Source organism: Microbacterium sp. Z12_35, from assembly GCF_058310475.1.
The window spans coordinates 391,437-417,114 of record NZ_JBZEGJ010000001.1; the positions used below are offsets into that span (position 1 = coordinate 391,437).

Sequence of the window (25,678 nt, forward strand, 5' to 3'; positions counted from 1 at the left end):
CTACGCGCGTCGCGCAATCCAGGCCTCGACCTCGTCGGCCGTGCGCGGGATCGCCGCGGAGAGGTTCACCGGTCCGTCGGCGGTCATGAGAATGTCATCCTCGATGCGCACGCCGATGCCCCGGTATTCCTCAGGCACGGTGAGGTCGTCCACTTGGAAGTACAGGCCCGGCTCGATCGTGAACACCATGCCAGGCTCCAGGGGGCCGTCGTAGTACATGTCGCGGCGCGCCTGCGCGCAGTCGTGCACGTCGAGGCCGAGGTGGTGGCTCGTCCCGTGCACCATGTAGCGGCGGTGCTGACCGCCGAGGTCAGCATCCAAGGCCTCCTCGGCGGAGACGGGCAGGAGACCCCATTCGGCGACGCGTTCGGCGATCACCGTCATCGCCGCCTCGTGCACGCTGCGGAACTTGACCCCCGGACGCGCGGCGCGGAACGCGGCGTCCGCGGCCTCGCGCACGGTCTCGTAGATCGTCCGCTGGATGGGAGTGAACCGGCCGCTCACCGGGAGCGTGCGCGTGATGTCGGCCGTGTACAGGCTGTCGACCTCGACACCGGCGTCGACGAGCATGAGGTCGCCCGCCACCACCGGCCCGTCGTTGCGGGTCCAATGCAGGTAGCACGCGTGGGGGCCGGATGCGGCGATCGTGTCGTAGCCCTCGGTATTGCCGTCGGTGCGCGCGCGGGTGTGGAAGACGCCCTCGACCACGCGCTCGCCGCGTGGGTGGTCGAGGATGCGGGGCAGGTCGCCGACGATGTCGTCGAAGCCGCGGGCCGTGGCCTCCACCGCCGCGCGGAGCTGCTCGATCTCGAACTCGTCTTTGACCAGGCGGAGCTCCGAGACGAAGCGGGTGAGTTCGGGGTCTTCGTCGACGACCAGGTCACCGTCGCGGGACTCGAACGTGTCGATGTGCTCGGTGGGCAGGTCGAGGTCGGCGGCGACGCCGGCAAGGGCTGGGCGCGGTCCGATCCAGAACTCGCCGATCGCGGCGTTTCCGTAGAACTCCGGCGTCGAGCGGTCGGCGCGTTCGCGGAAGTAGAGCGTGACCTCGTGCCCGGTGCGTCCGGTGGGCTCGAACACCAGGACCGAGTCGGGCTCGGCGTCGGAACCCCAACCCGTCAGGTGCGCGAAAGCGGAGTGAGCGCGGAACGGATAGTCGGTGTCGTTGCTGCGCTGCTGCAGCGTTCCGGCGGGGATGACGAGGCGCCGACCGGGGAACGCGCGGGAGACCGCATCGCGTCGGGCACCCGCCCAGGCGGCCGCCTCCCGGCGCACGGGGAGCGTCTCGGGGCGCTCGGCCCATCCGGCCGAGATCGTCTCGAGGAAGCCGCGGGGGAAGGGCTGACGACGATTGGTGTTCGACGACTCCGACTCATCGGCCGGGGTGATCGTGTCGCTCTCGCCGGTGGCGGCGGGGCCTGTGTTCTCCATGGCCCCAGTCTCTCATCGGGGCGCATGCGCGTCACCCGCCGGCCGGCTCCAGCTGCACGACCAGCGGCCGGTGGTCGCTGCCCGAGCCGTCGAGGGATTTCAGCACGGCCGACCCCGTTGCCGTCCACTCCGGCGAGGCGAGCACGTGATCGATCGGGGTGCCCAGAAGTGCCGGGAAAGCGGTTGACCAGGTGCCGACGGCACCGTTGCCCGTTTCCGCGGCCGCATCATGGCAGCGCCCCAGGGTGCCCCCATCCACTCCCATTCCCCACATGTGGTCGAGGGTGGCGTTGAAGTCGCCGGCGAGGATCACGTTCGCGCTCGCGCACTGGTCGGCCAGCCACTGAAGGTCGTCGCGCCAGGCTTGCATGTAGCTCTCACGCGGCGCGACGGCGTGGGCGGCGACGACGGTGGGTCCGTCGCCATCGACGGGCATCGCGACGGCGCTGGGCACCGTGGAGGTGTTGCTGGAGCCGTTCTGCGACGACTCGATCACGGCATAGTCGCCGAGCGCGGGAGAGATGAGAAGGGTCGTGGACGTGGCATCCCACCCGTCCACGCCGTACTCCCCGTACGCGGCGTGATGCGCCCACATCGGAGCGCCCAGGTCGCGCATGGCCACGGCGACCTGCTCGCCGGTCTGGATCGTCGTCTCCGGCAGGGTGACGATGTCGGCGCTCATGGCGACGGCGATCTGGGCGATCGTGTCGGCGGTGGTGGCCGAGCCCGCCGTGTTCCAGGTGAGCACGCGGATACTTCCGGCGGTCTTTTCCGGCAGGGTGTCGCTTCCCAATCCGCGGCTGAAGAGCACGGCCCCGTTGACTCCGGCAGCGAGCACGGAGATGACCGCCAGTGACAGGGCGAGCGCGCGAAGGGGGCGAGCGATCGCGAGCAGAAGCGACACGATGCCGAGGACCGCGAACGCCACGGCGATCGGCCCCCGGAAGGCGATCATCTGAGCGATCGGAAAGACCCGCTCCACGTGGAGCAGTGGGGGCCAGGTGAGCACCGCCGCAGCGAGGAGGAAGAGCCCCGCCACGAGGAGTCCGAGGAGGCGACGCACGTCGGGAACTCTAGAACAGCATGCTGGGAGATGCGCGCGTGCGACACTCCCGAGCGCCAGGTTCGCGGCATCGGGGGCGTCTCGGGGCCGCGATACGCTCGGAGGGTGCAGACGCCCCGGTTCAGTGGTCCCAGCGACCTCCACCTGCACTCGACGCACTCCGACGGCACGGAGGCCCCCGCGCTGGTGATGGCCGCGGCGCACCGGCACGGCCTGCGCACGGCCGCGCTGACCGACCACGACACGACGTCCGGGTGGGCAGAGGCCGCCGATGCGGCGACCTCGCTCGGTATGACGTTCATCCCGGGGATGGAACTGTCCGCGCGCCATCAGTGGCGCAGCGTCCATCTGCTCGCTTACCTGGTGGATCCCGATGAGGCGGCGTTGCGTGCCATGACAGACCGCATCCGCTCGTCGCGTCTCGACCGCGCGCGGGTCATGGCCGACCGCATCTCCCGCGATTACGACCTGGGGTGGGATGACATCGTCGCGCAGACCATCGACGGAGCCACCGTGGGGCGGCCGCACATTGCGGACGCGCTCGTCGCGCGAGGGGTCGTGCGTGACCGCGCGGAGGCGTTCGACGGCATCCTGAGCCCGGGCGGCGACTACTACGTGGCGCTGTACGCGCCAGATCCGGTGACCGCCGTGCAGCTCATCGTCGGAGCCGGAGGCGTGCCGATCATCGCCCACCCCGCTGGCCGCGCGGGGCTGCTGCCCATGCCGCTGCTGTCGGAGATGCTTGCTGCCGGGCTCGCCGGGTTCGAGATCGGCCATCGGGAGAATCTGGAGTCGGGGAGGCGGACGCTGCGCCGCATCGCTGCCGAGCGTGACCTCATCCTCACCGGCTCCAGCGACTATCACGGGCTCGGCAAACCCAACGTGCCGGGCGAGAACACGACATCCGACGACATGGTGGCCCGCATCCTGGCTGCCGGCTCCGGCACCGCGCCCGTCTTCCCTTAGCGGCGCGACGCCCCGGCGGCGCCGGGCTGTGGCGTGGCAACCCTGTTGCCGAGACTCTCCGCTGGGCCGATGGGGAGGAGATGTGCGTTGGGGAGGGCGTTTCGGGCGGATGCGTCCTCCCGAGTGCGCATCTCCTCCCCAAGTGCGCGTGCGAGCGGCGGGTGAGGCCGGCCTGGCGGCGGGGGAGGAGACGTTCCGCGGGCGTGTGGGGAGGAGATGTGCGTTGGGGAGGGGCGATTAGGGCGGATGCGTCCTCCCGAATGCGCATCCCCTCCCCAAGTGCGCGTGCGGCGGTGGGTGTTACGGGCTTGGCGGCGCGGGGGAGACGTTCCGCGGGCGTGTCGGGAGGGGATGTGCGTTGGGGAGGGGCGATTGGGGGGATGCGTCCTCCCGAGTGCGCATCTCCTCCCGAGGCGCACGTGCGACGGCGGGTGATACCGGCCTGGCGGCGGAGGAGGAGACGTTCCGCGGGCGTGTGGGGAGGAGATGTGCGTTGGGGAGGGGCGATGGGGCGGATGCGTCCTCCCGAGTGCGCATCTCCTCCCGAACGGCACGCGGCACGGACGCCGCACCGGAACGGTGGAGCGCCAGGCGGCCGAGCGGCGAGCGTCAGGGCGGCCGAGCGGCAAGCGTCAGGCGGCCGAGCGGCGAGCGTCAGGCGGCCCGAGCGGCGAGCGTCAGGCGGCCTGAGCGGCGAGCATCAGGCCGCGGGAGCGGCGCCGTCGGCGCGTGAGCCGCCCCGGCGACGGCGACGCCGGCGCGGCGCCGAGTTGCCGTCGTGGTGTTCCGTGCCGCCGCCGTCGTGGGTGCCTGCGCCCTGCGGCGCACGCTCGCCCGACTCCGCGGAAGCGCCCTCTTCGCCGGTGCGCCGCCGACGACGCCGGCGCGTGGCATCCGCGGACTCGTCAGCGGCAGGCTTGTCGGCCGGCTTCTTCTCGACGCTGGCCCTGGGGGCGGTGACGAGCCGTCCCTTGGTACCGGTCGGGATCCCCAGATCGGAGTACAGGTGGGGGCTCGAGGAATAGGTCTCGACGGGGTCCGGCTGACCGAACTCGAGCGCACGGTTGATCAGCGCCCATTTGTGCAGGTCATCCCAGTCGACGAAGGTCACGGCGATGCCGGTCTTGCCGGCGCGGCCGGTACGGCCGACGCGGTGCAGGTACGCCTTCTCGTCGTCCGGGATCGTGTGATTGATGACATGGGTGACGTCGTCGACGTCGATGCCGCGCGCGGCGACGTCGGTCGCGATCAGGACGTCGCGCTTGCCGGCCTTGAACGACGCCATCGAGCGCTCGCGCGCCTCCTGGCTCATGTCGCCGTGGACGGCGGCGGCGTTGAACCCGCGGTCGCCGAGCTCGTCGACGAGCTTCTGGGCGGCGCGCTTGGTCCGCGTGAAGATGACCGTCTTGCCACGACCCTCGGCCTGCAGGATGCGGGCGATGACCTCTTCCTTGTCCAGCGAGTGCGCGCGGTAGACCAGGTGCTCGATGTTCGCCTGCGTGAGGCCCTCATCCGGGTCGGTCGCCCGGATGTGGATCGGGTTCGACATGAACCGGCGCGCCAGGGTGACGATGAGGCCCGGCATGGTCGCCGAGAACAGCTGCGTGTGCCGGACGGCGGGAAGCTTCGTGAAGATCTTCTCGATGTCGGGGAGGAATCCGAGGTCGAGCATCTTGTCGGCCTCGTCCAGCACGACCTCGGTCGCGTTCGAGAGGTCGAGCAGACGCTGGTTGGCCAGGTCGATGAGGCGGCCGGGGGTGCCGACCACGATCTGCGCGCCGGCCTTCAGCTGCTCGATCTGACCCTCGTAGGCCTTGCCGCCGTAAATCGCCACGACGCTGGTCGAGCGGTTCTTGGTCAGCATGTCGATGTCTTCGTACACCTGCACGGCGAGTTCGCGCGTGGGGACGACGATGAGCGCCTTCACCCCGTGCTCGGGGTTGAGGCCCAGACGCTGGACGACGGGGATGCCGAAACCGAACGTCTTGCCGGTACCGGTCTTGGCCTGGCCGATGATGTCTTGGCCGGGGAGGCCGAGCGGGATGGTCTGCTCCTGGATGGGGAAGGCATCCACGATGCCCTTCGACGCGAGAGCGTCGACAATGTCCTGGTCCACGCCGAGCTCGGCGAAGGTCGTCACGATGAATGCCTGTCCGGCGGGGGAGACCCGCCTTGGTGTCGAAGGTCCACGCCCTCTTCAGCCACAGGCGCGGGGCCCCGATCCGATGTCGGGGCCCTTCCAGGATACCGGTCCCGCGCCCATCCCCCGCTCGCGCCTAGGCTGTACCCCGTGTTCGAGTGGTTCCGTCGCCGCGCCAGGCCCGAGGGGCGCGCCCTCACGCTGCGCTCGCGCGGGGATGCGGGAGACGCCACGCGGGTGGATTTCGAAGAGCTCGCACCGGACGTCGATACCTACCTGGGTCAGGCGGCCTACCTCCAGCTGGGGTTCTTCGAGACCCTGAGCGAATTGATCGCCTCCACCCCGGAACTCGCGCAGAAAGAGTCGCTGTCGCGTGCCGCCGGTGCGGCGCTGCGCAAGCACGAGGAGCTCGTCGCGCTCATCCGCGACCGCGGCGACGACCCCACCGCCCTGATGCTCCCCTTCCGAGAGCAGCTCGACGCCTTCCGGAGGGCGACGCACGGCGTGCGCCCGCAGGAGACGATGCTGTCGGTGCACATCACCGCCGGCATGCTGGATGACTTCTACCTGGCCCTGTCGGCGAGCTACGGCGACACCGGGCGACGAGTTGCGCGCATCCTGCAGGCCGATGACGACCGCCACGCGATCGTCGAGATCACGGTGGAGACGATCGCCAGCGACCCGGAGTGGGGCTCGCTGCTCGCCCTCTGGGGCCGGCGGCTCGTCGGCGACACGCTGCTCGTGGCTCGCGCCGCCCTGCGCACCCGGACGCTCGACGAAGCCGATCAAGCCCGCGTGGAGCCGGTGTTCACCGCTCTCATGGGCGGCCACGCCCGGCGCATGGACGCGATGGGTCTCGCCGCCTGAGAAACCCGCACATCGGTGCACCAGGTGATCCGCTCCGCCCGCAAGCAGGCGCCCGCCGCGGCTCGCGCGGCAGGCGCGCGCCCTTCCCGGGTCAGCTCGCGCGGCAGGCGCCCTCCGCGGGTCAGCGCGCGCTCAGCCGTTCCCGCGCGGCGGCATCCGCGCGGGAGCGTGACGCACTCAGCCAGGCGATCACCGGGATCGTGACGACGGCGGGAAGCACGATCGCGGAGAGCCAGAGCAGCGGGTTGTCCACGCCGAGGCCCGCCCAGGTCAAGGCGGTCCAGGAGACCGCCCCGACGGCCGCCCCGAGGAGGGGGGCGAGCCCTGCTCCCCGGGTGTTGCGCTGCGGCAGCCCGAAGTGGACGGCGACGCCGATCACGGCCCCGATCAGGATCCCGAGGAGAAGCTGCATGGGATCAGGCCACGAAGCCGACGCGTCGGGCGTCCTCCGTGCCGATCTCGACGAAGGCGAGGCCCGCGGTGGGCACGATGTAGGCGTTGCCCTTGCTGTCGGTGAAGGTCACGTGCGTGGCGGAAGCGTCCAGTGCGTCGGCTACGGCCTTCTTGACGGTTTCCGACGACTCCGAGGTCTCGAACGTGAGCTCTCGGCCGGTGTTCGCAATTCCGATGCGGATCTCCACGGTCACTGCCTTCCTGCCGGGGTTGATCCGGCACCACGAAAAACTCTACGGCAGCCGCTTCGGCTCCCCGCTCGCGGACGCAACGCTCTGGGCGAACGATGTCGGAAACCGGCGGTAGCGTAGCCGGCATGGTTTCGGGGGACACGTTCGTCGCGGACGCAGCTCTCGATGACGCGCAGCGTTGTGTGGCCGCCCTTCCTGCCGACGCCTCGGCGGTCGTCGTCGGCGCACCCGGTGCCGGCAAGACCGCGTCGCTCGTCGCCCGCGTGCGTGCGCTCGTGGCCGCCGGAGTCGACCCCGACGACCTCCTCGTCCTCACCCCCACCCGACCGAGTGCAACGGCGCTCCGTGATCCGCTCGGGCTGGCCATCGGTCGCGCGACCGCCGGACCCGTCGCCCGATCGGTCGCCTCCTTCGCCTACCACCTCGTGCGCGGCGCCGAAGTGCACGCGGGCGGGGAGCCGCCGCAGCTGCTCACCGGGCGCGACGAAGACCAGATCATCCAGGACCTCCTCTCCGGCGACGCCGAGGATGAGGCGGGGGGATTCCGGCGCTGGCCGGAAGACCTCGGCGCCGGCATCCGCGCGACCAAGGGGTTCCGCAGCGACGTGCGCGCCTTCCTGGCCGAATGCACGACGCTCGGGGTCCGCCCGGTCGACCTCGAGGCGCTGTCCGACCGGGCCGAGGTGCCGGTGTGGCGGGCGCTGGCGTCCTTCGCGCGGGAGTATCACCGTGTGCGTTCCGACATGCGGGGCGCGTACCGCGACGCGGCGGGTCTCGTCCGCGAGGCGATCGGCATCGTCCGGTCGGCCGAGGCCGGGGCGGGGATGCTGGGGCGCTTCGCGGGGTTGCGCTGCATCCTCGTCGACGACGCTCAGGAGTTGACCGCCGGCGGAGTGGAGCTGCTGGAGGCGTGCGCGGCGCGCGGAATCGGCGTCGTCGCGTGGGGCGATCCCGACGTCGGGTCGGGCGCCTTCCGGGGTGCCACGCCGGAGAACTTCGCGCGGCTGGCGCAGATACTCGGCCGGACGGAGGTGCTCCCCACGGTGCACCGCGGCACCGCCCTGCAGGTCGACCTCGTGCGGTCGGTGACGGCCCGGATCGGTGCGGCCGGCGTCGTCGCCCACCGGCGGGCCGTCGGAGGCGCGCAGCCCGACGGGTCGGTGCGGACCTATCACCTGCGCTCACCGGCGGAAGAGCTGGACGCCGTGGCGCGGATCCTCCGCGAGCGGCACGTGCTGGACGGCGTGGCGTGGCGGGAATGCGCCGTCATCGCCCATGACTCGCGCCAGGTCGCGACGATCGAGACGGAACTCGCCGCCCGCGACGTGCCGGCCCGGGCGAGCGGTCCCGGGCGCCCCCTCGGGATGCAGCGTCCCGTCCGTGACCTGCTCGCCCTGGTGGAACTCGCCGTGCAGCACCCCGACGAGTGGACACCGCCGCAGGTCACCGACGCGCTTCTCGGCGTGTTCGGGGGGCTCGACCCGATCGAACTTCGCCGGCTCCGGATGCTGCTGCGCTCGGCCGAGCTGGCGGCGGGGGGTGAGCGCACCGCCGCCGACCTGCTCGCCTCGGGCGTTCGGCATCCTCTGGAGCTCGAGGCGCTCGACACCCGCGAGGCCCGTCGCGCGGCACGATTCGGACTCACGCTCGCGGCACTGCGCGCCCAAGCTGCCGATCATGCCACCGCGCACGAATTGCTGTGGACCGTGTGGGAGCGCAGCGGCCTGCAGCGTTCCTGGCGAGAGGCGGCGCGGGGAAGCGGACCGGTGGCCGACCAGGCCTCCCGCGACCTCGACGCCATGGTGGCGCTCTTCCAGGCGGCGAAGCGTTTCGGTGAGCGATCGCCGGGAGAGCCGGCCGCCACCTTCGTCCGCGCCGTCCGCGACAGCGACGTCGCCGAAGACCGGCTCGACGATGTCGAGCGCGCCGACGCGGTGCACGTGCTCACTCCGGCTGCCGCGGCTGCACGATCCTTCGACACCGTGATCATCGCCGGGGTGCAGGACGGCGTCTGGCCCAACACCCGCGTGCGCGGCGGTCTCCTGGAAACCTGGCGGCTCGCCGACGCCGTGCGGAACCCGGATGCGCCGGCCGCGGGCATCCTGGACCGGCGCCGTCAGGCGATGCACGACGAGCTGAGGCTGTTCGCCCGGGCGGTCTCCCGCGCGCAGGCTCGCCTGGTGGTGACCGCCGTCGATGACGACGATCAAGGACCGAGCGTGTTCTTCGAGCTGCTGCCCGCCCCCGAACCCGCCGGAGCGCTGGCCGAGCACCCGCTGTCGCTGCGGGGGATGGTTGCGCTGCACCGCCGCACGCTCACGAGCGCCCGCTCGCCGCTCGCCCAGCGCCAGGCGGCCGCCGGTCAGCTCGCGGTCCTCGCCGCGGCCGGTGTCGCCGGCGCCGACCCCGCGACCTGGTACGGGATGCTGCCGCCCACCTCGACCGCCCCGCTGCGCGACCTCGACCAGGAGCCCGTGCGCGTGTCGCCGTCGCGGCTGCACGCGCTGGAGGAGTGCCAACTGGACTGGGTCATCACCGACCTCGGCGGTGACCGCCAGGGGATGACGGCGGGGATCGGAACCGTGCTCCATGCCGCGCTGGAGACGGCGGAATCCGCCGACGAGGAGTCCCTCTGGGCCGCGGTCGAATCGCGCTGGGGTGAGCTGGAGTTCGAGGCGGCGTGGCGGGAGCGGGCCGAGCGGACGAGAGCGCGCGACCTGGTGCGCCGCCTGGCGGTCTACCTCAGGCGGTTCGACGCCTCGGGGGGAAGCCTCCTCGGAGCGGAGCGGCACTTCGAGGTGCCGATTGCGCTCGAGGACGCCGCCGCACACGGCGCCGTGCTCAGCGGTGACATCGACCGGGTCGAGGTGGCGCCCGACGGCTCGGTGGTGATCGTCGATCTCAAGACCGGCAAGAACGAACCCCAGACCGACGCGAAGGTCGCCGACAACCCGCAGCTCGCGGCCTATCAGCTCGCCCACGCGTCCGGGGCGATCGAGGCGGTCGCGGGAATGCCGTCCGGCGGCGCCAAACTGCTCGTCCTCCGGCCCACGGCGGCATCGGCCGATTACGTCACGCCCACCCAGGCGCCCTTCGACGAGGAGCAGCGGGCCGCGTTCGTCGCCCGGGTCGGGGAAGCGGTCACGGTGATGCGGGGGACGAGCTTCGCGGCCGCCTACGAGGAGCACTGCCGTGACGAGTACTCCTACGGCGTCTGCCGCATCCACACGATCGCGGCGGTGAGCGCGTCGTGAGCGGGATGCTCTCGGCCGCCACCATCGCGGCCGCCCTCGGCCAGTTCGCACCCACGCCCGAGCAGGCTGCCGTCATCGAAGCGCCCCTGCAGCCCGCTCTCGTCGTGGCCGGCGCCGGAAGCGGCAAGACCGAGACCATGGCCGGCCGCGTCGTGTGGCTCGTGGCCAACGGGATCGTGCGCCGCGACGAGGTGCTGGGGTTGACCTTCACGCGCAAGGCGGCCGGAGAGCTTGCCGAACGGATCTCCCGCCGCCTCGCCCGGCTGAGCGAATTCGAGCGGCGGGGCCTTCTGCCGATGCTGCCGGGCTTGCACGCCGCCGGCGAGCTCGACCGGCTCGCCGACCTCGGCGAGGGTGCGCGCGCGGACGCGGACCGCGGGGCGATTCTCGACGAACTCGCCCTCCGATCCGGCGCGTCGGCCGCCGACGTCGACGGCGACGAGATGCTCCACCGCCCCACCGTGGCCACGTACAACAGCTTCGCCGACGCCCTCGTGCGCGAGCATGGGGTGCGGATCGGCCGGGACGCTGAATCGGCGATCCTCTCCGAGTCCGCCGCGTGGCTGCTGATGCGCCGAGTGGTGTTCACCTCCGACGATCCGCGGCTGGAGGAACGCACCGAGGCGCCGCGGACGATCATCGACGCGGCGCTGCGCATCGCCCGTGACGGCGTCGACAACCTCGTCGACCTGGACCGGCTCGCCGCCTTCCCCGAGCGGTTCGCCGACGTCCTCGAGCTGCCGTCGGAGACCTCCCGCCAGACCGGCCCCTACGCGCCGGTGGTCAAGGCCGAACGCAAGGTGAACGCGCTCTCGCTGCTCGCCGCGCTCGCCGCCGAGTACGCCCGCGAGAAGCAGCGACTGGGCGTCATGGACTTCGCCGACCAGGTCGCCGGCGCGCTGCAGATCGTGCGCGGGCATCCGGCGGTCGTCGATGAGGTGCGTGGCCGCTACCGCGTCGTGCTGCTGGATGAGTATCAAGACACCTCGGTGGTGCAGACCGATCTGCTCGCCGCCCTGTTCGCCGGTACCGGCGTGATGGCGGTCGGGGACCCGCACCAGGCGATCTACGGCTGGCGCGGGGCCAGCGCAGGCAATCTCGCCGGTTTTCCGGCGGCCTTCGCCGCGGATGCGGAGTGCCTCCGCTTCGCGCTGCTCACCAGCTGGCGGAACAGCGCCCGTGTTCTGGATGCCGCCAACGCGGTCCTCGAGCCCTTGGCGGCCGGCGGCGCCGTGCAGGTGGGCGCCTTGCAAGCCCGGCCGGGCGCTCCGGTGGGGGAGATCACGACCGCGTTCGAGCGCGATCTGGATGCGGAGACCGATCGCGTGGCGGAGTGGTTCGTCGGTGTCCGCGCCGCGCGTGCGGTGAACGGGAAGGGGACGACGGGGGCCATCCTCTTCCGCAGCAAGAAGCACATGGTGCGCTTCGGCGACGCGCTCGGGCGTCGGGGGGTGCCGCACCGCATCCTCGGTCTCGGAGGACTGCTGACCACGCCCGAGGTCGTCGACGTGGTCGCCGCGCTCCGCGTTCTCGCCGATCCCGACGCCGGTTCGGCTCTGCTGCGGCTGCTGTCCGGGCCGCGGTGGGCGATCGGACTGGCCGACCTCCGCCGGCTGGCACTTCTTGCCCGGCGCCTCGCCACGCACGACGCGGCCCTGCAGCCGCTGGATGCGGCGGTCACCGAGCGGCTTCGGGCCATCCCGGGAGCTGACCGCGCGTCGCTGATCGACGCCCTCGACTTCGTCGCCCGGCAGAGCGACACCCATGGGTGGCTCGCCGACTTCACCCCGTCCGCGCGCGAGCGTCTCCGCGAGGCGGGTGCCGTCTTGGCCGGTCTCCGCCGCGCGATCGGTGCCCCCATCCCCGAGCTCATCCGCCTGATCGAACTCGAACTGCGCCTCGACGTCGAACTGGCGGCGAACGAGTCGCGCGGGCCGGCCCGCATCGCCTCCGCGCAGCTGCGCGCCTTCGTGGACGAGATCTCCGGATTCCTCGCCGCGGACGAGTCGGGGTCGGTGTCGAGCCTGCTTGCGTGGCTCGACCACGCCGAGAAACTCGACGAGTTCGCCCCGCGCACCGAGCCGCCCGAAGACGACGTCGTGCAGCTGCTCACCATTCACGGGTCGAAGGGCCTGGAGTGGGATGCGGTGGCCGTCGTGCGCCTGGTCACCGACGAGCTCCCCTCCCTTCCCCGCGACACGGCGGGGTGGCTCGGGTTCGGGGTGCTCCCGACGGAGTTCCGGGGCGATGCGCCGTGGCTCCCGCACCTGGCCTGGCGATCGGCGGCCACCTCACAGGAGCTCAAGGCACGGATCGACGCCTACGTGGCCGCCAATCGCGGGCGCCAGCTCGAGGAAGACCGCCGCCTGGCGTACGTCGCCATCACCCGCGCGCGCGATCACCTGTTCCTCAGCGGATCGAGCTGGGCGGGCACCAAGCGGCCCCGGACGCGCAGCACGTTCCTCACCGAGGCGGCCGCCGCGCTCGGGATCGAGCTCCCCGCGGAAGACCCCGGCGAGAACCCGTACGGCGCGGAGCGGCGCCTGCTGCACTGGCCGATGGATCCCCTCGGTGCGCGGCGTCCCGCGGTGGCCGGCGCCGCCGCCGAGGTCGAGCGCGCCCGTTCGGCCCCCCTGCCCGCCCCGGAGACGGAAACGGAGCTGCTCCTCGCCGAGCGGGCCGCGCGCATGACGCCCGTCACCCGTGCCGCACCCGTGCGGATCCCCGCCTCCCGGTACAAGGAGTTCGTCGCCGACTACGCCGGCGCCGTCGAAGCCCTCGACCGCCCGCTGCCCGAGCGCCCCTACCGCCAGACACGCCTGGGCACGTTGTTCCACGCGTGGGTCGAGCAGCGCTCAGGACTCGTGGGCGCGGGGACCGGCCTGGACGACGCGCTGTGGGACGACGACGAGCATGCCGACGCCTCACCGGCGGATGCGGCCGACCTCTCCCGCCTGCAGGGGAACTTCGAGCGGTCGGAGTGGGCGCGCCTTCGGCCGCTGGAGGTCGAGACCGAGATCGACTATGTCGCGACCGACCTCGACGGGCGTCCGCACATCGTCATCTGCAAGCTCGACGCCGTCTACCGCCGGGGCGAGCGCATCGAGATCGTCGACTGGAAGACGGGACGCCCGCCCGCCACCGCGGCCGAGCGCCGCGAGCGGATGCTGCAGCTGGAACTGTACCGGGAGGCGTACGCCGTCCGGCACGGTGTGCCGCGCGAGCAGATCGACGTGGTGTTGTTCTACGTCGCCGACGAAATCACGCTCCGGAACTGATGCGGGGCTCGTCGCCCCGACCCCACCAGCGCAGCGCCGCGCGCGAGGCGCGCTCGGCTTCGTCCTCGAGTTCGGGCCCGTCGGAGTCCTCGCCCGCGGAAGCGGGCTCGGGCGCGCGTTCCTGCCAGCCGGCGATGTCGATGGGGGCCGTGGACGTGTCTTCGGGCGACCGGAGTCCGTCGAGTCCGAAGTCGGGGGCATCCGCCTTCGCGTCCTCGCGGTCGCGTTCGGTCGCGAGGAACAGCGACAGCATCTCCGGGTCGTACGTGTCGGTCTGCATGGAGGTGTCCACGGGGGCGGCACCGGGTTCCGGCATCCGCTCGACGAAGGCCAGCGCCGCATCCAGATTCACCGGCGCATCCGGCACGATCCTGTCGCCGCGCACTCCGTCGGCCAGGGCGTCCAGGAGCGCCACGGCGTCGTCCACGACGACGGTGTCACCGTTCTCGAACCCGTGGACCAGCCAGCGGGCGAATTCCAGCTCGGCGTACAGACGCGCGCGTTCCCGCAGCAGGCCGTCGGGCGCCCTGCTCGCGTCGGCCGCGTAGCCGGCGAGGACGTCTTCGGCGGCCTCGGGTGCCGAAGCCAGCCACCGCAGGTCGGTCGCGGGGTCGCCCACGCTGAGCCCGCCCCACTCGAGCGCACCGGCGACGCGGATGTCGTCGCCGTCGTCGGTGAGGAGGAACGTCGAGGATGAGGCACCCCCGAAGATGACCGCGGAGTCGAACCGCCAGAGCTCGTCGGTCTCTGCGGCCTGCCGCCACCGGTCGATGAGGATGTCGGGCGCGCGGCGGGTGGCCTCCACGCGATCCAGCAGGCGGGTGACGTCATCGCGCACCTGGTCAGGGGTGCGCACGGGGAGCCCGTCGGTGCGCACGATGGACGGGGGCAGAGCGTGGACGGCGGCGAGAGCCGCGCCGATGGCGGTCGCGACGCCGCGACCCTTCGGGACGTGGGTGGGGTCGACGCGGTACCCGGGAAGGTGGTCGACCACCAGCACGCGTGCGACGCCCGAACCGGACTCGCCGAGAACCTCGGGGGCCTGGAAGGGCAGCAGCGCCCGCACGCCGGGGGTGAGCGCGACCAGCGCCCGCGACTCGGCGGCGAGGTCGGCGGCGGAGTCTTCGGTCGCGGGCATCCGGACGACCGCCTCGCGGCCGTCGTCCAAACGCACCAGGGCCGCATCGAATCTGCCGGCGCCTCCCTCGGTGAGAGCGCCCACCCCGACCACGCCGATCCGCGGGAGGGCGGCCGTCGCCGACGCGGCTAGAGTGAGAGGTGAGCGTGCCATGCGCCCAGGCTAGGCCGGGCCCGCCGTCCCGCCCCCGCGCCACGCCTGTGAGAGAGGTACTCGATGACGGTTCCCGTCACGACTCCCGCCCGCATCGGCCCGGTGGACCGATCACCCACCGAGCGCATGGCGGACGACCTGATCGGCCGAGCCCTCGCCGATGCGGCAACCGTCGTCCTGGTGGTCCGCGGCGATGCCACGCCGCTCGCCGCCGACGGTGGCCTCGCGCCCGCGCGCGTGGCGGACGTGCCCGATGACGCGCTGTGGGCGTTCCTCGGTCGTCGCCCCGACGGCGCGGCCGTGCTCGCAGCCTCCTTCGCTCCCGACCGAGACGATCCCGTCGCAGCGCCGGGGGGATGGGGCGTCCTGCGGGTCATCGGCGGCGACCTGCCCGTCGACGACGCGGGCCTCCTCGTCACCGCGGTGGCGCTCGGGCGCTGGCTGGTGGACGCGCCCCATTGCCCGGCGTGCGGCGCGCGCACCGAGCTGCGCCACGCGGGATGGGCACGGCACTGCCCGAACTGCGGGCGCGAGCACTTCCCCCGCACCGACCCCGCCGTGATCGTCGCCGTCACGCGGGAGGACGACCCCGACGTGCTGCTGCTGGGTTCCAACGCCCTGTGGGGCGCGGAGCGCTACTCGTGTTTCGCGGGTTTCGCCGAGGCGGGGGAGTCGCTGGAAGACGCCGTGGTGCGCGAGGTGCACGAAGAGGCCGGTGTGACGGTGCGGAACCTCCGGTACCAGGGGTCACAGGGCTGGCCCTACCCCCGGTCCCTCATGCTCGGCTTCACCGCAGAGGCTCCGGCAGGGGAGGTCGCCCTCGCCGACGGTGAGGAGATCGTCGCCGTGCGATGGTTCACCCGCGCGGAGATCGGTGAGGCGCTCGCGGGCCGGAGCGCTCTCCAGCTGCCCGGCACGGCATCCATCGCCTCGCGGCTCATCCGCGGCTGGTACGAGGCGGCCCCGTGAGTGCTCGCGGCCCCCTCGACGCCCTCGATGACCAGCAGCGCGCGGCCGCGGCGGCGCTGCGCGGACCGGTCTGCGTGCTCGCGGGTGCGGGCACCGGTAAGACGCGCGTCATCACGCACCGCATCGCGCACGGCGTGGACACCGGCGCGTACTCGCCCGGACGGGTGATGGCGGTGACCTTCACCGCCAAGGCCGCCGGTGAGATGCGCGGACGACTGCGTGCGCTCGGAGTCGAGGGGGTCGCCGCGCGCACCTTCCACGCCGCCGCACTGGCGCAGCTGAACTACTTCTGGCCGTCGCTCACCGGGGATTCGGCGCCGGCGCTCGTCAGCAACAAGGTCAAGCTCCTCGCCCACGCCGCCGACAGCCTCGGGCTTTCGCCCGACACTCCGACGCTCCGTGACGTGGCGAGCGCCATCGAGTGGCGGAAGATCACCCTCCGCAGCATCGACGCCTACGTGCAGGCCCGTCCGCACGCGGTGGGACGGCTGGACGTGCAGAAGGTGGCCGACCTGCAACGCGCCTACGAGAAGCTCAAGGACGAGCGTCGCCAGATGGACTTCGAGGATGTCCTCCTCACGTGCGCGGGGATGCTGGAGGCCGAGCCGCGCGTCACCCAGGAGGTCAGGGAGCAGTACCGTCACTTCACCGTCGACGAGTTCCAGGACGTCTCGCCCCTGCAGTACCGGCTGTTGCAGCTGTGGCTGGGCGATCGCCGTGATCTCTGCGTGGTCGGCGATGCCAGCCAGACGATCTACTCGTTCGCCGGTGCGGACGCGCGCTACCTGCTCGAGTTCCCGCGTACCCACGAGGACGCCCAGGTGTTTCGGCTGGAGACGAACTACCGGTCGGCCGCTCCCGTCCTCGATGTGGCCAACTCCCTGATGCGCGGCCGCCCCGGGGCGCTGGAGCTCGTGCCCGCGCGGCCGGCGGGCGCGAGCCCCGTCCCCGTGGTGCGCGGTTTCGACGACGACGAATCGGAGGCTGCGGCCGTGGCCCGCTCCATCGCCGACGCGATCGCCGGGGGCGTCGAACCATCCGCGATCGCGGTGCTCTACCGCTCGCACGCACAGTCGGCGGTCCTCCTGACGGCACTGGGGGCCGCAGGCGTCCCCACCACGGTGCTGGGCGGGCGACGCTTCTTCGATCAGCCCGAGGTGAGGCAGGCCGTGCTCGCGCTGCGCGCAGCATCCGTCGCCCCCCTGGAGACCGACTTCGTCACCACCGTGCGCGATGTGCTGCGCTCGCTGGGGCTGGCCGAGGAACCCCCTCCCGCCGGCGGCGCGTTGCGCGATGCCTGGGAGGCGCGCGCGGCTCTCCTGCGACTGGCGGAGACCGCACCCGCCGGCACGAGCCTGCGTGCGTTCACCGACGACCTCGTCGCGCGAGCGAAGGATCAGCACGAACCGGCGACCCGCACCGTCACCCTGGCGACCCTCCACGCCGCGAAAGGGCTGGAATGGGACCACGTCCATCTCATCGGGGTGAGCGAGGGGCTTCTTCCCATCTCCTACGCCACCACCTTCGATGATGTCGACGAGGAGCGCCGGCTGGCCTACGTGGGGATCACGCGGGCCGGGCGAACCCTCTCGCTGAGCTGGTCGCGGGGGAGAGGACGGACAGCGCGGACTCCGTCGCGGTTCCTGCAAGAGATCGGCACGCACAGTCTTCGTGCGGGGGATGGGATCGCCACACGCGGTTCGGCGCGTCCACGCGTAGGCGCACCGAACGCGCGGGAGTCGTCCTCGGCCCGGTGATCAACTGCACCGCGACGCGCGCGGCCTCCACCGCCAGGTCGGCATCCACGGAGCACGCTCGCCCCACCAGCTGACTGGCGACCACCGGCCATGTCGGGTCGGCGTCGCGCGCATGAGCGGCGTGGCACGCCAGGCAGGCGGTGACACCCGGCTCGATGACGGGCCCCACCGTGGCGCCTGCACCCTCGAACACGAGGGGGAGGTGGGGGACGTCGTCGGAGACGAGCGCGGCCGCGCGGTGCGGATCGACGAGGTGCGCGGCCAGCACCACGGCCGTGAATCCGGAGGGGATCGCCACGCGCGAGAACGGCGCCCACGGAAGGACGCCCACCTCGGCGCCGGCGCGACGGAGTGCCGCAGCGACGACGTCCACGATCGCCGTCTCGATCCCGTCCGTGGTCTGCAACGCGATCCGCGGGGGCTCCGGAGTGCGCTGCAGCACAGGCTGGAGCTCGGCGAAGAACGCGTCGGCTTGCGCGCGGCGGATGCGCCGGGACGTCAGCATCCCCGCAAGCGCGTTCTCCGGGACGCCGCGGGCCAGTTCCTCCAGGAGGCGCTCCTCCCAGGGTTGCGGGTCTTCCAGCCGGGCGACGTCATCCACTCCGAACTGCAGGGTGGTGGCGTCGCGCCACAGCGGCGGGTGGGCGGGATTCAGGCGCAGCATGGCCCGAGTTTGCCCCCGCGCCGGGCGCGCCGCGCCGTCTGTCCACACCCCGCCGACCGCAGGGGGTCGTGGGCGGCCTGGGGAGGAGGGGATCAGACCGGTCGGGGTCCCTCCGGGGTGGGCTCGTCAGGGTCGTCCGGATCCGCGTCGGGAGCCGGGGGAGCCTCGCCGCTCTCCTCGGCCAGAAGCTGCGCGAGGGCGTCGTCCATCGCGTCGCTCTCCGGCGCCTCGCCCCGCGCCTGCGCAGAAAGGCGCGCCACGAGCCGTGCCGGGTCGTCGATGTCTTCTGCGGTGGGCATGAGGTCGGGGTAGTCCCACAGCGCATCCCGGCCGGCGATCCCCACCGCGTCGGTGACGGCACGCCACATTGCTGCGGCCTCCCGCATCCGCCGGGGCCGGATCTCCAGCCCCACCAGCGAACTCAGCGCTTCCTCCGCGGGTCCGCCGACGGCCCGCCGACGGCGCACCGCTTCGGCGATCCGCTCCGCGGTGGGCAGGCGCGTCGTGGCGTCCGCCGTCACGACGTCGACCCATCCCTCGATCGTCGCGAGCAGGTTCTCCAACCTGCCGAGAGCGGCCGTCTGCTCCTCGGACCGGGCCGGCAGCAGGGCTCCGCTTTCCAGCGCATGGCGCAGCTCTTCCGGCTGGGACGGGTCGAAGCGCGCGGCGAGATCCTCCAGGGCGTCGGTGTCGACGTGGATGCCGGAGGCGAAATCGCGCACCTGCGCGATGACGTGCAGGCGCAGCCACCGGGCGTGGCGGAACAGGCGCGCGTGCGCGAGCTCGCGTGTCGCCAGGTACAGCGCGAGCTGGTCGTCGGGGATCTCCAGGTCACGACCGAAGTCGGCGAAGTTCTGCGGGAGGATGGCCGCGTCACCGGCGGGCATGATCGGGATCCCGACGTCACCGCCGCTGAGGACCTCTGTCGAAAGACGGCCGACGACGTGTCCGAGCTGCGTGGCGAACAGAGAGCCGCCGACGGTGCGCATGAGGCGTCCGGCGCCGGCGATGAGGTCTTGCATCTCCTCCGGCGCTTGCGCACCCAGCGCGTTGGTCAGAGCGTCCGCGATGCTGGTGGCCACGGGCTCGGCCAGTTCCTGCCACACCGGCAGGGTCGCTTCCACCCACGCGCCGCGGGTGATCGCGCGAGGGGCGGCGGCGAGATCGGCGATGGTCGTGGCCTCGCCGAGCCACAGTGCGGCGAGGCTGAAGGCCGACTCCAGGTCGGTCCGCTGGCCGCTGGTGATGCCGCGGTCGCCCTGGTTGGCGATGTGCAGCGCCTGGCGCTCGGTGAGGTCCCACGAGATGCCGTCGTCACCCGAGGTGAAAGCCCCCTGAAGGTGCCGCATCATGGTCTGCATCGTCGCGGGGTCGATGGGCATCCCCGACAGCCGCGACAGCTGCTCCGCGTCGAGTGCACTGCTCTCTCCCGAGAGCAGCCGACGCAGCAGCTCCTGGAGCTCCTCCTCGGGGCTCCGATCCTCGTCCGCCACTTCAGCCGCCTTTCAGCCGGGTCTAGTCCTGGCGATCTACGCTAGTCGGACGCTCTCCTCGCACTCCCCGGCTGACCTCTGGTCCCTTACGCCGGTCGCGAACGACCAGGCGAAGAAAGGGTCCCCGTGGCGCTGTTCGACGAGAACACGACGATCGTGCCCGCGCAGCGGCGCCGCTGGAGCCGGGCATCGCTCGTGGGACTGTGGTCGATCTCGATCGCTCTCATCGTCCTGCTGGTCCTCACCTTCCTCCCCACCGCCTACGTCATCCAACAGCCCGGGCCCGTGTACAACACCCTGGGCACGGTGACCAACGCGGAGGGCGAAGAGGTGCCGCTCATCGCGGTCGAGGACGTGGAGACCTACCCGCCCGACGGCGCGCTGGACCTCCTCACCGTGCAGGTCGTCGGCAATCCCGAGCGACGCCCGTCATGGTTCGAACTGGCTGTGGCCTGGTTCGACCCCTCGCGGGCCGTGCTCCCGCTGGACCGCGTTTTCCCGCCCGGCCAGAGCACCGAGCAACGCCTCGAGGAGAACGCGGCGCTCATGACCGACTCGCAGCAGGAGGCGATGGCCGCCGCCCTGCGGGAACTCGGCTACGACGTCGCGTCGCGCATCGCGATCCACTCCCTCACGGACGACTCCGCGGCCGAGGGCATCCTCGAGCCCGGCGACGTCGTCCTCGCCGTCGGCGGGGAAGACGTCACCGATGCGCAGCAGGTGCGTGACGCCGTCGTGGCCGGAGGCGGCGACCCGGTGACCCTGACCATCGAACGCGACGGCCGCGAAGACGAGGTGTCGGTGACACCCCGAGAGGCGGAGGTCGAGGGCGAGACCACCTGGCTCGTGGGCGTCCAGCTCATCGCCGACTATTCGTTCCCGGTGGATGTCACCATCCAGCTGGATGACGTGGGCGGACCCAGCGCGGGGATGATGTTCGCTCTGGGGATCATCGATGTGCTCACCCCCGGCGACCTCACCGGTGGTGAGCAGATCGCCGGGACGGGAACCATCGACGCCGCGGGCGAGGTGGGACCGATCGGCGGCATCCGCCAGAAGCTCTACGGCGCCGAGCGGGCCGGGGCAGACTACTTCCTCGCGCCCGAGGAGAACTGCGAGGAGGTCGTCGGGCACATTCCGGGCGACCTGCAGGTCTTCGCCGTCGGCGAGCTGGATGACGCGCTGGCCGTGCTCGACGCGATCCGCACCGACGGGGACGTCGCCGCCCTGCCCACCTGCGGTTCCTGACGGACGACGCGTCATCGGGGGCAACGCATAACGGTTCCGGCATCCACGGCGTTCCCCCAGAACTCGCCGCCTAGGATGGCAGAGTGACCACGACCAGTCCTGCGAAGCCGGCCACGCCCAACCGTTCCCGACGCGTCATCGCCATCACCCTTGCGGTCATCGCCGCGCTGGTGGTCGGTTTCTTCGTGTTCGCGAGCCTCTACGCCGACTGGATGTGGTTCAACCAGCTCGGCTTCACCCAGGTGCTGACGACCCAGTGGATCGCTCGCGTGGTGATGTTCGTGGTGGGGTTCCTCGCCATGGCAGTGCCGGTGTGGGGCGCCATCCAGCTCGCCTACCGCCTCCGCCCGGTGTACGCGCGCCTCAGCTCGCAACTGGACCGCTACCAGGAGGTCGTCGAGCCGCTGCGGCGCCTGGCCATGTGGGGCATCCCGATCTTCTTCGGCTTCTTTGCCGGTTTCGCCGCCTCCGCGCAGTGGGAGACCACCTGGCTGTGGTTCAACGGGGTCGCCACCGACACCACCGATCCGCAGTTCGGGCTGGACACCGGCTTCTACCTGTTCGCGATGCCGTTCTACAGCGCGGCGCTGGGCTTCGCCTCGGCCGTCATCCTGATCTGCCTGCTGCTCACCGCCGCCGTGTCGTACCTGTACGGGTCGGTGCGCGTGGGACAGCGTGAGCTGCGCATCTCCAAGGCTGCCCGCATCCAGCTCGCCGTCCTCGCCGGGCTGTACCTGCTCGTCCAGGGTGCGAGCCTGTTCCTCGACCGGTACCGCACGCTGGTGGAGGCGGGTGAGCGCATCACCGGACCCGGGTACACCGGCGTCAACGCGACGATCCCCGGGCAGACGATCCTGGCGATCATCGCCGTCCTCGTCGCGATCCTCTTCTTCGTCACCGCGGTCATCGGTCGCTGGCGCTACCCGCTCATCGCCACCGCGCTGCTGGTCGTCTCCTCGCTCGTTCTCGGCGTCGGCTACCCGTGGGTGGTGAACACCTTCCAGGTGCGCCCGAACACGCTGCAGCTGGAAAGCGAGTACTTCCAGCGCAACATCGACATGACCAAGCAGGCGTACGGCGTCGACGACCTCGAGAAGCAGGACTTCACCGCCGAGACCGCGGCCGCTGCCGGTCAGTTGCGGGCGGACGCGGCGACCACTGCGCAGATCCGCATCATGGATCCCGCGATCATCGGGCCGACGGTGCGGCAGCTCGAGCAGTATCGCGCCTACTACCAGTTCCCCGACGTCCTCGACGTCGACCGGTACGAGATCAACGGCGAGTCGCAGGACACCATCGTGGCGGTCCGTGAACTGAACATGGACCAGCTCTCGGACGCGGCGACCTGGCAGAACACGTCGCTGGTCTACACCCACGGGTACGGCCTCGTCGCCGCGGCAGGAAACGAGCGGACCAGCGACGGCGATCCCGTCTTCCTCGAGCAGGCGATCCCCTCCACCGGGTTCCTGTCGGAGACCGACTTCGAGCCGCGTGTCTACTTCGGCGAATACTCGCCCGAGTACTCGATCGTCGGCGCCCCCGAGGGGACCGAGCCCATCGAGCTGGATTACCCGATCGGCAGCGACGGGGGCAGCGACACGCGCACGACCTTCAACGGCAACGGGGGCCCGAGCGTCGGCAACGTCTTCAACCGTCTCATCTACGCGCTGAAGTTCCAGTCCGAGCAGATCCTCTTCTCCGACGCGGTGAACGATGACTCGCAGATCCTCTACGACCGCAACCCGCGCGAGCGCGTGGAGAAGGTGGCGCCGTACCTGACGCTCGACAGCGACCCGTACCCGACGGTCGTGGACGGACGCATCAAGTGGGTCATCGACGCCTACACCACGAGCGCGAACTACCCGTACTCGTCCGGCGTGAGCCTGTCGCAGGCCATCGCCGACACCAACAACCCCGCCCCGCGTTATGCGCTGGATGACATCAACTACATCCGCAACTCGGTCAAGGCCACCGTCGACGCCTACGACGGCAGCGTGACGCTGTACGCGTGGGACGACCAGGATCCGGTCCTGCAGGCGTGGCAGAACGTGTACCCGTCCACGCTCGAGCCGTACAGCGAGATGTCGGCCGAGCTCATGGCGCACGTGCGCTACCCGACCGACCTCTTCAAGGTGCAGCGGTCGATGCTCGGGGTCTACCACGTCGATGACGCGCGCTCGTTCATCCAGCGCGACAACGCGTGGGCGACGCCGGACGACCCGCAGGACGACACCCGGCTGCAGCCGCCGTACTACCTGACGATGCAGATGCCGGGGCAGGAGTCGCCCGCGTACTCCATGTTCACCACGTTCATCCCGTCGTCGCAGGGCAACAGCCGGAACGTGCTGACCGGTTATCTCGCGGTCGACTCCAACGCGGGTTCCGAAGCCGGGGTGAAGGGGGAGGACTACGGCAAGCTGCGCATGCTCGTGATCGACTCCGCGACCACCGTGCCCGGCCCCGGCCAGGTGCAGAACACCTTCGACTCCGACACGGCCGTGTCGTCGCAGATCAACATCCTGCAGCAGGGCCAGTCCGAAGTGCTCAACGGCAATCTGCTGACCCTGCCCGTCGGCGGCGGCCTGTTGTACGTGCAGCCGGTGTTCGTGCAGTCCTCCGGTGGCACGCAGCTGCCGCAGCTGCGGCGCGTGCTCGTCGCCTTCGGCGATCAGATCGCGTTCGAAGACACCCTCAGCGAAGCGCTGGACGTGCTCTTCGGCGGTGATTCGGGCGCTGATACCGGCGACGGAGAAGTGATCCCCGAAGACCCGGACCAGGCTCCGACCGAGCCCGGCGACGGCACCGAGGAGCCCGAGACCCCGACGGTTCCGGCGGACGAGTATCAGGCCGCGCTCGAAGAGGCGCGCGTCGCCCTCACCGAGCGCCAGGCGGCTCTGCAGGCCGGTGACTTCGCCGCCTTCGGTGAGGCCGATGCCCGCCTGACCGCGGCGGTCGAGCGCCTCCTCGCCCTCGAGGAGCCGCAGCCGGGCGAGTAACCTCGCGCGCCGCGAGAACCCATCTCCGCAGCGAAAGCACCGCAGTACGCAGTGCACTCGCCGGCGGGATGGGTTCTCGCGGTTCACGGCGGGGTCAGGGGGTGCGGAGGAGCGCCCACCAGATCAGCAGCAGCGTCACGCCGAAACCGGCGATCTGGTTCACCCACAGGAACCGGCGCCATCCCGCCGTGGCGCTGTCGGCAGTGGCGTCGGAGACCGAGCGGTAGGGCCACACGACGACGAGATACGGCACGACCAGCAGCGCCGCGAGCGGGCCGGGCCACGCCGTTCCGAACATGGTGAGCCCCGCCAGCACGTAGCACGTCAGGGCGAAGCGCACGGTCCAGCGCGCTCCGCGGGCCGTCGCGATCGAGGAGATTCCCGCGGCGCGGTCGGCGGCGACATCCTGCACCGCGCCGAAGGCGTGCGACGCGACCCCCCAGAGGGCGAACGCCACGACGATCGCGACGAGTTGTGCCGTCCACGTGGCTCCGGCGAGCACGAGCCCATACACGGCGGGGGAGAAGAAGTGGATGCTGCTGGTGACGGAGTCGGCGAAGGGCCGCTCCTTCAACCGCAGCGGTGGGGCGGAGTAGAACACGACGAAGAAGAGACTGGCCGCCAGGACGAGCCACGACAGCGGGTCGCCCAGGAGGACCAGTGCCGCCACGAACGGAACGCACGTGACCGCCGCGGCCCACAGGGTGATGCGGTGCATCCGCCGGTCGAGGACGGCGCCGTGCGCGCCGCCCTTCCGTGGGTTCCGCAGGTCGGATTCGTAGTCGAACACGTCGTTGATGCCGTACATCGCGAGGTTGTACGGCACGAGGAAGAAGACGGTGCCGATGAGCAGCGTGACGTCGATGCTCTGGGCCGTGAGCAGGTACGCCGCCGCGAAGGGGTAGGCCGTGTTGATCCAGCTCACCGGACGTGAGGACACCAGGAGGTCGCGCACCACGCGCCCCGTAGGCAGTGACGCGCCGCTCACGACGGCTTCGGCGTGCGCTGCAGGAGGGTGAACACCGCGGGGAGGCCGAAGGCGGCGCACAGCGGATAGGCGAAGTCCTCGATGGGTGCCTGGCCGATGCGGAGCCCGGAAAGGTGCTCGGGCGGGTAGCTGAACAGGTCGAGCGCGATCATGACGTTGTCGAACACGGCCGTCAGCGCGAGCAGGGCGACGGCGCCCACCGCCGACGCCCGCAGCCGCGCCCCGAACCCGGGCCGGCGTGCGGAGAGGGCCGTGACGGCCGCGGTGACCAGGAGGAACGGCAGGACGAGGAGGGGGTAGGTCATGCGCGGGCCTCCCGGCGGCGAAGCATCCGCTCGGCTCCCGCCCATGCGACCAGGGCGAGGTAGGACAGGAACGCCAGGAACACGGGTTCTTCCAGCGGCAGGTGCGGGGCGAGATCGACGCCGAGAAGCAGGGTGCTTCCCCCCTTGACGAAGACACCGGTGAGGATGCCCGCGGCATCCCACAGCAGGAAGAAGGCGGTGCCGATCACCACGGCTGCCACCGTCGCGCCGGGCGCCCGCGGGCCGATCAGGCGCAGGCGCACGTCGAGGACGAGGATGCCGGCGGCGGAGAGGACGATCGCAAGGAGGTAGAGCCCGGGCACC

At 71.5% G+C, this 25,678-nt stretch carries 18 protein-coding genes; 8 read left to right on the forward strand and 10 right to left on the reverse strand.

Translation table 11 applies throughout. The annotated features are described in order from the left end of the window. Nucleotides 1–1,431 carry an aminopeptidase P family protein gene (locus tag AC4FS1_RS01995; RefSeq protein WP_491152190.1) on the reverse strand — a complete coding sequence of 477 codons (1,431 nt, stop codon included), beginning with the start codon at nucleotides 1,429–1,431 and terminating at the stop codon, nucleotides 1–3. A gap of 31 nt (nucleotides 1,432–1,462) precedes the next feature. Next, nucleotides 1,463–2,494, reverse strand: coding sequence for an endonuclease/exonuclease/phosphatase family protein (locus AC4FS1_RS02000; RefSeq protein WP_491152191.1), 1,032 nt, complete (start codon nucleotides 2,492–2,494; stop codon nucleotides 1,463–1,465). 105 nt (nucleotides 2,495–2,599) lie between these two features. Here AC4FS1_RS02000 and AC4FS1_RS02005 point away from each other — a divergent pair, with 105 nt between their 5' ends. Beyond that, nucleotides 2,600–3,460 (forward strand): PHP domain-containing protein, encoded by an 861-nt coding sequence (locus tag AC4FS1_RS02005; RefSeq protein ID WP_491152193.1) that lies wholly within the window; start codon nucleotides 2,600–2,602, stop codon nucleotides 3,458–3,460. 700 nt (nucleotides 3,461–4,160) lie between these two features. Here AC4FS1_RS02005 and AC4FS1_RS02010 read toward each other — a convergent pair. Then, nucleotides 4,161–5,600, reverse strand: a complete 1,440-nt coding sequence (locus AC4FS1_RS02010) for a DEAD/DEAH box helicase (protein ID WP_491152195.1) — start codon at nucleotides 5,598–5,600, stop codon at nucleotides 4,161–4,163. Between the two features lie 150 nt (nucleotides 5,601–5,750). Between AC4FS1_RS02010 and AC4FS1_RS02015 the strand changes: the two genes are divergently transcribed. Next, nucleotides 5,751–6,467: a ferritin-like fold-containing protein gene (locus tag AC4FS1_RS02015; protein ID WP_491152197.1), complete on the forward strand. Its 717-nt coding sequence runs from the start codon at nucleotides 5,751–5,753 to the stop codon at nucleotides 6,465–6,467. Nucleotides 6,468–6,588: 121 nt separating this feature from the next. On the opposite strand, the gene AC4FS1_RS02020 is transcribed toward AC4FS1_RS02015, so the two are convergent. Together AC4FS1_RS02020 and AC4FS1_RS02025 are read right to left on the reverse strand one after the other, a co-directional pair. Beyond that, on the reverse strand, nucleotides 6,589–6,879 hold the full coding sequence (locus AC4FS1_RS02020; protein ID WP_491152199.1) for a hypothetical protein: 291 nt from the start codon (nucleotides 6,877–6,879) through the stop codon (nucleotides 6,589–6,591). Between the two features lie 4 nt (nucleotides 6,880–6,883). Further along, nucleotides 6,884–7,108, reverse strand: coding sequence for a DUF3107 domain-containing protein (locus tag AC4FS1_RS02025; RefSeq protein ID WP_491152201.1), 225 nt, complete (start codon nucleotides 7,106–7,108; stop codon nucleotides 6,884–6,886). A gap of 128 nt (nucleotides 7,109–7,236) precedes the next feature. Here AC4FS1_RS02025 and AC4FS1_RS02030 point away from each other — a divergent pair, with 128 nt between their 5' ends. Further along, nucleotides 7,237–10,365: an ATP-dependent helicase gene (locus AC4FS1_RS02030; protein ID WP_491152203.1), complete on the forward strand. Its 3,129-nt coding sequence runs from the start codon at nucleotides 7,237–7,239 to the stop codon at nucleotides 10,363–10,365. Nucleotides 10,366–10,370: 5 nt separating this feature from the next. After that, nucleotides 10,371–13,643, forward strand: coding sequence for an ATP-dependent helicase (locus tag AC4FS1_RS02035; RefSeq protein ID WP_491155627.1), 3,273 nt, complete (start codon nucleotides 10,371–10,373; stop codon nucleotides 13,641–13,643). Here AC4FS1_RS02035 and AC4FS1_RS02040 read toward each other — a convergent pair. Further along, complete coding sequence (locus AC4FS1_RS02040; RefSeq protein WP_491152205.1) at nucleotides 13,627–14,934, reverse strand: phosphotransferase; 1,308 nt, start codon at nucleotides 14,932–14,934, stop codon at nucleotides 13,627–13,629. The genes AC4FS1_RS02035 and AC4FS1_RS02040 overlap by 17 nt on opposite strands. Nucleotides 14,935–14,997: 63 nt before the next feature. On the opposite strand from AC4FS1_RS02040, the gene nudC reads away from it, so the two are divergent. Together nudC and AC4FS1_RS02050 are read left to right on the forward strand one after the other, a co-directional pair. After that, nucleotides 14,998–15,903: an NAD(+) diphosphatase gene (gene nudC, locus AC4FS1_RS02045; protein ID WP_491152207.1), complete on the forward strand. Its 906-nt coding sequence runs from the start codon at nucleotides 14,998–15,000 to the stop codon at nucleotides 15,901–15,903. Further along, entirely contained in the window at nucleotides 15,900–17,660 is a 1,761-nt protein-coding gene (locus AC4FS1_RS02050; RefSeq protein WP_491152209.1) for an ATP-dependent helicase, read from the forward strand. Before nudC ends, AC4FS1_RS02050 begins: the two co-directional genes overlap by 4 nt. 756 nt (nucleotides 17,661–18,416) lie before the next feature. Here the strand turns inward: AC4FS1_RS02050 and AC4FS1_RS02055 are convergent. Then, nucleotides 18,417–19,817: a zinc-dependent metalloprotease gene (locus AC4FS1_RS02055; protein ID WP_491152211.1), complete on the reverse strand. Its 1,401-nt coding sequence runs from the start codon at nucleotides 19,815–19,817 to the stop codon at nucleotides 18,417–18,419. Nucleotides 19,818–19,943: 126 nt separating this feature from the next. Between AC4FS1_RS02055 and AC4FS1_RS02060 the strand changes: the two genes are divergently transcribed. Further along, nucleotides 19,944–21,065 (forward strand): YlbL family protein, encoded by a 1,122-nt coding sequence (locus tag AC4FS1_RS02060; protein WP_491152213.1) that lies wholly within the window; start codon nucleotides 19,944–19,946, stop codon nucleotides 21,063–21,065. An 83-nt stretch (nucleotides 21,066–21,148) separates the two neighbouring features. After that, nucleotides 21,149–24,061, forward strand: coding sequence for a UPF0182 family membrane protein (locus AC4FS1_RS02065; RefSeq protein ID WP_491152215.1), 2,913 nt, complete (start codon nucleotides 21,149–21,151; stop codon nucleotides 24,059–24,061). A gap of 94 nt (nucleotides 24,062–24,155) precedes the next feature. Here the strand turns inward: AC4FS1_RS02065 and AC4FS1_RS02070 are convergent, their stop codons facing one another. From AC4FS1_RS02070 to AC4FS1_RS02080, 3 genes are read right to left on the reverse strand one after another with little or no spacing between them, the layout of a single operon-like run. Continuing rightward, nucleotides 24,156–25,049 carry a prenyltransferase gene (locus AC4FS1_RS02070; protein WP_491152217.1) on the reverse strand — a complete coding sequence of 298 codons (894 nt, stop codon included), beginning with the start codon at nucleotides 25,047–25,049 and terminating at the stop codon, nucleotides 24,156–24,158. Next, a complete protein-coding gene (locus AC4FS1_RS02075) occupies nucleotides 25,046–25,354 on the reverse strand; it encodes a lycopene cyclase domain-containing protein (protein ID WP_491152219.1) in 309 nt (102 codons plus the stop codon). Before AC4FS1_RS02075 ends, AC4FS1_RS02070 begins: the two co-directional genes overlap by 4 nt. Further along, the gene (locus AC4FS1_RS02080) at nucleotides 25,351–25,677 is read right to left on the reverse strand and encodes a lycopene cyclase domain-containing protein (RefSeq protein WP_491152221.1); all 327 of its coding nucleotides are present in this window, start codon (nucleotides 25,675–25,677) and stop codon (nucleotides 25,351–25,353) included. Before AC4FS1_RS02080 ends, AC4FS1_RS02075 begins: the two co-directional genes overlap by 4 nt. Between the last annotated feature and the right edge of the window lies 1 nt (nucleotide 25,678).